At 30.1% G+C, this 8,230-nt stretch carries 5 protein-coding genes and 2 pseudogenes; all 7 read left to right on the top strand.

The genetic code is table 11. The features are described 5' to 3' along the window. Nucleotides 1–296: pseudogene (locus HMPREF2782_RS09465) on the top strand (hypothetical protein); the annotation flags it as partial. 149 nt (nt 297–445) lie between these two features. Continuing rightward, on the top strand, nt 446–2,776 hold the full coding sequence (locus HMPREF2782_RS02825; protein ID WP_070640719.1) for an ATP-dependent DNA helicase: 2,331 nt from the start codon (nt 446–448) through the stop codon (nt 2,774–2,776). Beyond that, entirely contained in the window at nt 2,777–4,420 is a 1,644-nt protein-coding gene (rlmD, locus tag HMPREF2782_RS02830; protein ID WP_070640721.1) for a 23S rRNA (uracil(1939)-C(5))-methyltransferase RlmD, read from the top strand. It abuts the gene before it with no gap. A gap of 357 nt (nt 4,421–4,777) precedes the next feature. Continuing rightward, nucleotides 4,778–5,727: pseudogene (locus HMPREF2782_RS09640) on the top strand (IS3 family transposase); the annotation flags it as partial. A gap of 398 nt (nt 5,728–6,125) precedes the next feature. Next, nucleotides 6,126–6,605 (top strand): Csac_0668 family 2Fe-2S cluster-binding (seleno)protein, encoded by a 480-nt coding sequence (locus HMPREF2782_RS02840; protein WP_000700631.1) that lies wholly within the window; start codon nt 6,126–6,128, stop codon nt 6,603–6,605. Nucleotides 6,606–7,075: 470 nt separating this feature from the next. Beyond that, nucleotides 7,076–7,135, top strand: a complete 60-nt coding sequence (locus tag HMPREF2782_RS09745; protein ID WP_180754023.1) for an erythromycin resistance leader peptide — start codon at nt 7,076–7,078, stop codon at nt 7,133–7,135. A 57-nt stretch (nt 7,136–7,192) separates the two neighbouring features. Beyond that, the gene (gene erm(A), locus HMPREF2782_RS02845; RefSeq protein WP_000810833.1) at nt 7,193–7,924 is read left to right on the top strand and encodes a 23S rRNA (adenine(2058)-N(6))-methyltransferase Erm(A); all 732 of its coding nucleotides are present in this window, start codon (nt 7,193–7,195) and stop codon (nt 7,922–7,924) included. Nucleotides 7,925–8,230 lie beyond the last annotated feature (306 nt).

The raw sequence follows: 8,230 nt of genomic DNA on the forward strand, positions 1-8,230 counted from the left end.
CAGATCTTGAAGATGGTGGATATACAATTAATGTTAGATATGCAGGAAAAGAGGAAAAACCAGAAAAACCTGAAAATCCAGAAAAACCTGAAAAGCCAGAAGAAGGTAAGAAACCAGAAGAAGGTAAAAAACCTGAAGACAAGAAAAAACCAGAAGATAAGAAAAAAACACAACCAGCAAAAGTTGTAAATAACAAAGCTAACAATAACGTTCAAACAGGTGTAGCAGGACTTACAGGCGTTGTAGCAACACTTGCAGCATCAGCAGTAGCACTTTTCAAATCAAAAAGAAAATAAATTATTATAAATAAAAAGCAAAGTATCTCTCTCAAGAAAATATCCTGAGAGGGATATTTTTTTGTGAATCCTAATAAATTTTATTTTACTGATAGTTTCAAAATTCAAAATATTTAATGAAAAATGATATAATAAACTAAGGTGATTTAATGTATATAAAAACTTCTGTTAGAAAACTTATAGAATTTGTTATGAGAAGTGGGGATATTGATAATTCCTTTAGGGACAATAATAGGATGGTCGAAGGAATCAAAGCCCATCAAAAAATTCAAAAATCTTATGATAAAAATTACCAAGCTGAATTCTATCTTAAAAATATTACAAAAATTGACGATATGGAATTTCACGTTGAGGGTAGGGCTGATGGTCTTTTGAAAAAGAAAGGCAAAATTATTATTGATGAAATAAAATCTACCACAAGAAATCTCTACAAATTGGATGATTCAAATAAACTACACTGGGCTCAAGCTTTTTGCTATGGGTATTTTTATGGTGTAAAAAATGATTTGAAAAATATTACTATAAGGCTTACTTATGTATCATTAGATGATTACAAGACAAAAACTTTTGAAAAAGAGAAAAGTCTTGATGAGCTTTATGAATTTTACATAAATTTATTAAAAGAATATATTAATTTCTCAAAAATTTTATCCAAAAACCTTGAAAAAAGAAATATCAGTGCAAATAATTTGACTTTTCCCTATGATGGTTATAGAAAAGGGCAAAGGAAGATGGCTGTTGCTGTTTATAGGGCGATTCTTGATAAGAAAAATTTATTTGTAGATGCTCCGACTGGAACTGGAAAGACTATTTCTACAATTTTTCCTGCTGTAAAATCTTTGGGAGAAGGCTTGAGTGATAAAATTTTCTACCTAACTTCCAAAAATACTACAGCAAAAGAAGCCTTAAAATCTTTGTATTTATTAAAAGAAAAAAATTTATCTATCAAGGCTGTTTCAATTACAAGCAAGGAGAAAATTTGCTTAAATGATGAAATTTCTTGCAATCCTGAATCTTGTCCTTTTGCAAGAGGGCATTTTGATAGGGTGAATGATGGTTTAAAAGATATTTTGGAAAATGAAGACATAATGGACTATGATATTATAACTTCCTATTCAGAAAAACACCGACTTTGTCCACTTGAATTTGAGCTTGATATAGCTCTTTATTCTGACCTTATAATTTGTGATTATAATTATGTTTTTGATCCAAATGTTTATTTGAGAAGATTTTTTGATGAAAATGTTGATGAGTATTTGTTTTTAATTGACGAGGCGCACAATCTTTTGGAAAGGTCAAGAAAGATGTTCTCTCATGATTTTGTTGATTCTGATTTTAAGGAATTAAGAAAGTCTATGGACATAAAAAAAGATTTAAAAATAATAAAATCAATTGATTCTATTTTGGATGAATTTGAAAAAATGTATAAAAATTATGGGAAAAAATTGTTTTATTATTCGACTGATAATAATGATGATTTTGACAAAAAACTCATGGCCTTATCAAAAAAATTGGAAAAAGTTTTGATAAAGGATAAAAAAAGAGAAGATTATGATAAAATAGAAGATATGTTTTTTGAAATAAACCATCATCTAAAAATTTCTGATAATTTTAGTGAGGGTTTTTATCAAACCTTGACCTATGATGAAAATTCTATGGAAAAAATTTATGAAATTAAGTGCATTGATCCTTCAAAAGTTTTAAAAGAAAAGTATAAATTTGCAAGGGCAAGCATATTTTTTTCTGCAACTCTTTCTCCAATGGATTTTTATAGAAAAATGCTTGGAGCAGATGATAGTTTGAAAGTTCATTTGGATTTACCTTTTGACAAAAATAACTTTGCCATTTTTGCAAGTCCAATTTCTACTAGGTATAAAGATAGAAACAATAATTTGATGGATATAGCTGACCTTATCCACGAATTTGTCAGTGCAAAAAAAGGAAATTATTTTATATTTTTCCCTTCATTTTCATATCTAACGGATGTTTATGAATATTACAAGGAAAATTATAATGACGAAATTTTAGTTCAAGAAAGGTCAATGTCCCCGATAGAAAGACACAAATTTTTGCAAAATTTCACTTACGAAAGTGAAAAAACTGCATTTTTGGTTTTGGGTGGAATATTTTCTGAAGGAGTTGATTTGAAAGGCGATAGGCTAATTGGTTCTATGGTGATTTCAGTTGGAATGCCGGGAGTAAGCGATGAGAGAAATTTAATAAAAAATCATTTTGACGAAATTTCTCATAATGGTTTTGATTATTCCTACACCTATCCGGGCTTAAATAAAATTTTCCAAGCAGCTGGAAGGCTAATCAGAGGAGAAAAGGATAGGGGAATAATTTATTTGGTTGATGATAGGTTTTTGTGGGATAAGTACAGAAGGCTTTATCCTAGACATTGGTCAAATATAAGAGAAGTAAAAAATAAAAAAGAATTAAAAATCTTGGTTGAAAGATTTTGGAATAGAGGAGAATAAATGAGAGAAAAACCAATAAAAGATGTAGAAATAATAGATATGTCTTATCCAAATATTTCGATAGGAAAAATTGACGAAGAAAAAACTGTCCAATTTAAGGGCGGAGTTTTGGGACAAAAGGTCAGGGTAAAAATAACTAAAAACAGGGGCAAGAATAAAAAAGGAAAATTTATGGAAGTTTTGGAAGAATCCAAAATAGAAAATGCCAAAGAATTTTGCCCTCATGCAGGAATTTGTGGTGGTTGTTCTTACCAAAAAATGGGATATGAAACAGAGCTTTTATTAAAGTATGATATGATAAAAAAACTTTTGAAAAATTCTCATATTGATATTGCAGATCTTTCAATCATTAGAAGTCCAAAAATAAAAGAATACAGAAATAAAATGGAATACACTTTTGGGGATTCTTACAAGGACGGGCCACTTGTTTTGGGACTTCACAGACAAAATAGATTTTATGAAATTGTGGATACAGATGGGTGCAATATTGTTGATAGCGATTTTGAAACAATAAGAAAACACGCACAAACATATTTTAGAGAAAAAAATACAAGTTTTTATCACAAAAAAGCTCATACAGGACTTTTGCGTAATTTAATAGTAAGAAAAGCCCTTCACACTGGAGAAATAATGGTAGTCCTTGTGACAAGCTCAGACAAATCTTTTGATCCAATGAGAAGAGATTTATTTGCTCACAATCTCTTAAATGCAAAAACCAAGGGGAGAATTGTTTCAATTTATCATGTGATTAACGATAGTTTGTCAGATGCAGTAAAAGTAGATTCAATCGAACTTTTATTTGGGAAAAAATATATAGAAGAAAAAATGAACGATTTGAAATTTCAAATTTCCCCATTTTCATTTTTCCAACCAAATGTATATACAGCAGAAAAAATCTATCAAAAAGCAATAGAATTAGCAAATGTAGATAAAAATAAAAATGTCCTAGATTTATATTCAGGAACAGGAACCATAACCCAATTATTTGCAAAATCCGCAAACAAGGCTATGGGAATAGAAATAATAGAAGAAGCAGTAGAAAAAGCCTTCGACAATGCAAAAGAAAATGAGATAGAAAATATAGATTTTATAGCAGGAGATGTTTTAGAAAAAATAGACCTAGTAAAAGGAAAATACGACATAGTAGTAATAGACCCACCAAGAGAAGGCATTCACCCAAAAGCAATCAAAAAAATAATAGACATAGCTCCAGAAGAATTTGTCTACATATCCTGCAACCCAAAAACCCAAGTAAGAGACCTAGAAATATTCATAAAAAACGGCTACAAAATAAAAAAATACCAAGCCTTCGACCAATTCCCTAGGTCAAGGCATGTGGAGACGGTAGCTCTGTTGTCCAAACTAAATACAGAACATCATTTAGATATAGAAATAGGGGAAGATGAATTATCTGAAATTGACTTTTCAAAAGACGCAACTTATGAAGAAATTAAAAAGTATGTGCTAGATAAATACGGACTAAAAGTTTCAAGCCTATATATTGCACAAATAAAAAGGAAACATGGTCTAATAGAGAGAGAAAATTATAATTTTAGTAAGAAAGAAAATCAAAGAGTGCCAAATTGCCCAGAAGAAAAAGAAAAAGCAATCGAAGATGCTTTAGAGCATTTTGGAATGATTTAAATAATATCTAAGATTGAAAATTTTAAAATTAAGACTTAAAAACTTTAAGATTAAAAAGATATGTACTTCTTATATAACCTAAGAAGATTAATTGAAAATCAGGGGAACGATGATGGTAAAATAAAAAATTTTAACAACTAAAGAAGAATTAGGCATTAATGCCAAAGAGGTTTTTATGAAGTTAAAAATACTGAAAAAGACTTGTTAGAATTGAAAATTTTAGATCATTGTGCAGGGTTTCGTGTTATTATAGTGATAGAGGCAAATAGTTATGTAAATATAAAGAGTTCAAGACATCTACCAAAGTTTAAAACTCAAAAAATAAATAGTTGGTGTGCTGCTTAGAGTAACCATTTTGATAATGTGGATGCGAAACAAAAAGAGATAATCAGACTTCGTAAAAAATTGAAACAGGTTGAAATGGAGAATGATATTTTAAAGCAAGCTGCACTACTGTTAGGCAAAAAATAGACCTCATTATCTCGAACCGAGATAAATATAGCATTAGTGCAATGTGTAGACTACTTGGGGTCACAAGAAGTTTAGTCTATTATCATTTGAACAAAGAAAAAGATGTGAAATTAGATGAAGATGAAAAACTAATAGAAGAAATAAAAGAAATATTCAGAAGAAGTAGAAACAACTATGGAACACGCAAAATAAAAAAAGAACTAGGGAAAATTGGATATAAAATATCGAGAAGAAAAATAGGCCGAATAATGAAGAAAAATGGCCTAGTCTCAAACTATACAGTAGCACAATATAAAGTAATAAGATCCAAATGCAACGAATAAGACATCCCTAACCTTTTAAATAGATAATTTGACAATAGAGACTATTTAGAAGCAATAGTAAGCGACCTAACATATGTAAGAGTAGGAAAAACATGGAATTATATATGTTTAATAATAGACTTAAACAGCCGTGAAATAATAGGATACTCATCAGGTAAAAACAAAGATGCAAATCTAGTAGCATAAGCATTTTACTCAATAAGGCAGCTACTAAATCGTATAAAAATATTTCACACAGACAGAGGAAGAGAATTTAAAAATATAAAAATAGAAGAAATATTAAAGGTATTTGGGATAAAAAGATCGCTAAGTAAAAAAGGAAGCCCATATGATAACGCAGTAAGCGAAGCAGTCAATAAAGTAATGAAGACAGAATTCATATATCAGGAGAACTTTACTAATTTCCAAGAACTTAATCTAAAATTAGCAGAATACGTATATTGGTATAATAACCTAAGAATTCATGGATCTTTAGGATATAAAACACCAGTAGAATATAGAAAAGCAGAATAAAAAGCTCTGGAAGTTTCATAAATTAAATAAAATATATGAACAGACTGTCAAGGGCAAATTTCAACGAAATTTGGGCGAAGCCTTTACCCTTGATTGTCTGAGAATATATTTTATAATCTAAAGAAACTTTCAAGCTTGATAATGTTCGGTTATAAATTGTCTAAAAAAGGGTTGCCATTCCATGTATTTGGGTTCATTAGAAGAATGCCGAGCAATGGGTAACATGACGCTGATGTGTTTATACACAAAAAAGCTACACGTGCGTTGGCTGACAACAGGGAGCTAAGTAAATTAACACCAGCTAAAATGTTTGACGCTATTAATAAATGACAAGTATATGAAATTGGTTTTACCTAGTTTAAAAAAGAAATTATAATGAAAATATGGAGGCTAAGAATATGAAGATTAATAATGAATGTTGTTGTGGATGCAAAACAGAAAAGCCGGATCAAATTAAAGACAATTGTCCTGTATGTAATAATGAAGGGATTTCCGTTAGTAAAGTAACTGTTGAACATCTAGTGGTAGATGATTATCGTAATGCTGTTAACGGAGATCAATATAAGATTTGCATGAACGAGGACTGCGACGTTGTTTACTATAACTTAGATAATGAAATAAAATTCTTGAAAGACCAAGTTAGAGTTCCTATCTGGTTTAAGAAAGATGCAGATCCTAAGTATGCTTGTTATTGTAGCGAAGTCACAGAAAATCAGGTAATTGAAGCAGTTGTAAAGCATGGCGCGAAATCCGTAAAAGAAGTAAATGCCATCACTGGGGCAATGAAAAATTCTAATTGTAAAGAAAACAATCCGTTGGGAGTTTGTTGTCATAAGATTATTCAGGAAGCTATCGATAAAGGCTTGAAAATGAAATAATTACAGTCGATATGTTCCTACAAACGAGAGCCAATCTTTGATATGTTTCCATCTACGAGCGTGGATATGTTCCCCATAACCTTAGGGGTTGAGAATGCAGTTTTGATAGCTATCAAGGCAACTCGACACACGTTGAAGCAGCAATTCTGATGACGTATTGTGGTTTGGACAAGGAATAATAGGAGTCAACCACAACATGTAGTGGTTTGAGTACGAAAATCGGGTCAAAAACAGGCTAAAAAATACCGTTTTTTGACCCTTTTAAATAGGGCATTTGACAGATGACATTTGATGTTTCGGGATTAAAAATCCATAGGGTGAGGTAGATTAGCACAGAACTTTATTGAATAGAGAAATTAAAAGTGATATAATCAGTTGCATAAGGAGGAGTTAAATATGTGTACATGTATTGCAGTAGTAGATATTACTTTATCTCATTTATAATGAAAAAAATTAAAGGAGGTAAAGGTATGGGTATGTTTTCTATATTTGTTATTGAGAGATTTCATTATCAACTAAACCAAAAATAATTGGTTATAATGAGCTCTTAAGATTAGTTCATTATAACCGGCAAGGAGAAGGTTATAATGAAACAGAAAAACCCGAAAAATACGCAAAATTTCATTACATCTAAAAAGCATGTAAAGGAAATATTAAAATATACGAATATCAATAAACAAGATAAAATAATAGAAATTGGGTCAGGAAAAGGACATTTTACCAAGGAACTTGTGGAAATGAGTCAACGGGTGAATGCTATAGAGATTGATGAAGGTTTATGTCATGCCACGAAAAAAGCAGTTGAACCTTTTCAGAATATAAAAGTTATTCATGAGGATATTTTGAAGTTTAGCTTTCCTAAAAATACAGACTATAAAATATTTGGTAATATTCCCTACAATATTAGTACTGATATTGTAAAAAAGATTGCTTTTGATAGTCAAGCGAAATATAGCTACCTTATTGTAGAGAGGGGATTTGCTAAAAGGTTGCAAAATACCCAACGAGCTTTAGGTTTGCTGTTAATGGTGGAAATGGATATAAAAATTCTTAAAAAAGTGCCACGAGCATATTTTCACCCTAAGCCTAATGTAGATTCTGTATTGATTGTACTTGAAAGGCATAAACCATTTATTTTAAAGAAGGACTACAAAAAGTATAGATTTTTCGTTTATAAATGGGTAAACAGGGAATATCATGTTCTTTTTACTAAAAATCAATTAAGACAGGTGCTGAAGCATGCGAATGTTACTGATCTTGATAAATTATCCAATGAACAATTTTTGTCTGTTTTCAATAGTTACAAATTATTTCAATAAATTAAAAATAATTAAGCGTTCTCTAACTTTAAGAGAACGCTTAATCTTATTACATTGAAAAATGCATTCTATTATTTTCAATTATTATGATATAACATAACTATCATTTTACTTATTTGCATATTTGCACGAAAATATAGTTATCGACGACTATTCTGATAATAGCAACTAATATAGTCAATGATAACTCAAAATTTATTGATATAGTAGGTATATGTGCAACTAATTAATGAAGAAATAATATTTAAAGGAATTTGAAATGTAGCAAATAGATGGTGATGTTGCAGAATAGGTGAATATATTCTG

It is taken from the genome of Anaerococcus sp. HMSC068A02 (genome assembly GCF_001811125.1).
Lineage (GTDB): Bacteria > Bacillota > Clostridia > Tissierellales > Peptoniphilaceae > Anaerococcus > Anaerococcus vaginalis_C.

Excerpts from the sequence above, each read along its gene's own strand:
- HMPREF2782_RS02825 (WP_070640719.1), top strand. The coding sequence starts at position 446 with ATGTATATAAAAACTTCTGTTAGAAAACTTATAGAATTTGTTATGAGA.
- rlmD (WP_070640721.1), top strand. The coding sequence starts at position 2,777 with ATGAGAGAAAAACCAATAAAAGATGTAGAAATAATAGATATGTCTTAT.
- HMPREF2782_RS02840 (WP_000700631.1), top strand. The coding sequence starts at position 6,126 with ATGAAGATTAATAATGAATGTTGTTGTGGATGCAAAACAGAAAAGCCG.